Source organism: Pseudoalteromonas sp., assembly GCF_041629635.1.
Taxonomy (GTDB): Bacteria; Pseudomonadota; Gammaproteobacteria; order Enterobacterales; family Alteromonadaceae; genus Pseudoalteromonas.
Genome location: NZ_JBFKMX010000258.1, coordinates 1 through 2,417, shown reverse-complemented (window position 1 = coordinate 2,417; position 2,417 = coordinate 1). Strand labels below are relative to the sequence as shown.

The 2,417-nt window shown below is 40.6% G+C and carries 3 protein-coding genes; all 3 read right to left on the bottom strand.

Features of this window, described 5'->3' with window-relative positions:
• The coding region (locus ABYD77_RS18860) for a MotA/TolQ/ExbB proton channel family protein (protein ID WP_372771634.1) at positions 1-523 on the bottom strand (523 nt) is incomplete at its 3' end.
• Position 524: 1 nt separating this feature from the next.
• Positions 525-1,889, bottom strand: a complete 1,365-nt coding sequence (locus ABYD77_RS18855) for a MotA/TolQ/ExbB proton channel family protein (protein ID WP_372771633.1) — start codon at positions 1,887-1,889, stop codon at positions 525-527.
• A 12-nt stretch (positions 1,890-1,901) separates the two neighbouring features.
• A partial coding sequence (locus ABYD77_RS18850; protein ID WP_372771632.1) for a DUF3450 domain-containing protein occupies positions 1,902-2,417 on the bottom strand: 516 nt, incomplete at its 5' end.

Here is a 2,417-nt window from a genome sequence, read left to right as displayed (position 1 = left end):
GGTCTAAGACCAATTTATCGTCAAGCAACGCAACTTCACGCTTTGCTTTACGTTGTAAATACGTTGCGGCAAATACACCCGAAAGTGCACCAACCATACCCGCCATTGTTGGGATAGTTGCTTTAGATACACCCGATGCCATTGAGCGTGCACTGCCTGTACCTGTGATTGCCATTACATTAAATACCTCAATCATGCCGGTGACTGTGCCTAGTAATCCAAGTAATGGACATAAAGCAACCAACATATTAATCATGGGTAAATTGTGATTAAGCTTTAAGCTAATACGCGAAATATTTGCTTGTTTAATTTGCTCGGCTTCCCAGCTATTGCGCTCTTCACGTGCAAACCAATTTGAAATTACTGATTGTTTATTAGCACGATATGTTGTGAAAACATATAAAAAACGTTCAATTACCAGTAACCACATAGCGCAAATTAGGATTCCGATCACCAGCAGCACAGAGCCGCCGGTGTCTAGAAAATCGCGTATTGCGTTGATGAAGTCCGCAAAGATAACCATCTTACTGCGCACCTTTCTCACTGCGCTCAGCAATAATGCCTGCGCTTTGCTCTTGTAAAATTACCAATAGGTTTTTAGAGCGAGTATTAAGCAGTGTGTAAATAAATACCGTAGGGATTGCAACAACAAGGCCTAACACTGTGGTTACAAGCGCTGTTGAAATACCGCCAGCCATTAGTTTCGGGTCACCAGTACCGAATAACGTAATTGCTTGGAAGGTATTAATCATACCGGTAACCGTACCAAGTAGACCTAATAGCGGCGCGACTACAGAGATGATCTTAATTAAAGTTAGGTTACGTGTAATACGCGGCATTTCACGTAAAATGGCTTCAGAAAGTTTGAGCTCTAATGTGTCATAGGTCACATCAGGATACTGATCTTTTACTTTCATAACACGACCAAGCGGGTTGTCATCAGAGGCCACATCAGTTTTAAGCTGACGCTTGATTTTACCGCCCATAATCATAAGCGAAACAAAACGCTCTAACGCAATCAGTAAACCAACTAAACCAATAGCCAGGATGACATAACCTACCGCACCACCTTGGTGAACTTGCTCTTCAGTACTTGGCGCCTGAACAAGTAAACCAAGAATTGAACCACCTGTTGGATCTAGAGCAAAATCTACAAATCCAGAATTAGTAGCTTGTAAATCCGCAGCGCTTGACTGAAAACGAGCAGCTGGTTGACGAGTTAGTTCAGATAACGTGTTAGTTGTCGCGTTATAAGTTAGGTACTTACCATCAGCAACTAAATTAAATGAGCCTACGCGCACAACTTCTTTATTAACTTTTTCGCCGCCAGCAACAATAACATCACGGTTAAAGCGTGATACTTTGCCTTGCTCTGTCATTTCACGTTGTAATTCGAACCACACTTTTTCAATATCTTCGATTGACGCGAGTTTTGAGCTAGAACCCATTTTTTGAGCGAGTTCACTTAAAAAAGCACCGCGCCCCGGTAATTCTGCAGACACATTCGATGTAATGAATTTACTTTGTGTATCGCCAGCAACTTGCTGTAACACACCGAACAATTCTTTTAATGAACCCATGCGTTTATTTAACGTTTCGCTCATGTTCGCCAGTTTGATTTCATTTTCTTCAAACTGGGTTTCAAGACGAGTTGAATCACTAATAAGGCCGTCACGAGCGTTTATTCGAGCACGAAGTAATGCTGCTTGTTGGGTATTAGCTTTGGCAAACTCCGCTTCACGTTGCTGGTTTTCTTGTGATTGCTGGTAGTTACCTTGTTCTAACGTTTTTAGTAGCGAATCAAGATTTACAGGTTCTGCAGTAACTGCTGTAATCGTTAACAATGTACTTGCAGCAACTACTGATTTAACAAATTTCTTAAGTAACATAATGGCCTCGGATTAAACTGCTTTAACTGGCAGGGTTAGCATGTCTGGTGCAAGTTGCTTTTTAGCTATGCGAATAGCTTTATTAATTTGTGAGATATTGCTATCAGGAAGGCGTTCAAAATTGCTAGCCTCGTTATTCCAAATACCTGCTTTTTTGCCATCTTTTGTTAAATAAATTAAGTCGAGTCGACCAATGCGTAGAAAATCTACTTCACGCTCTTGACCATCAACATCAATAAGACCCGTGTAAGATTCAATGGTACGGCCGTAATCAACTTCAATTTGATACGCTTCAAATACACGACGGAATTTTTCACTTGATGCAACATCAGCACGGTCCATTAACTCTTTTAACGATGCTAAACGGTTAGTACGTTCTTTTGGAAGGAAAGGCACATCTAAAGCTATAAATTGCTCAAGTGAAGTAATCATTTTTAACATTAACGGGGTAATTTGACGTTCAATAACAGATACCTGATCGATTGAAACGTTAATGTTTTCCATTTCTAACAGCTGATTAGCGATTTG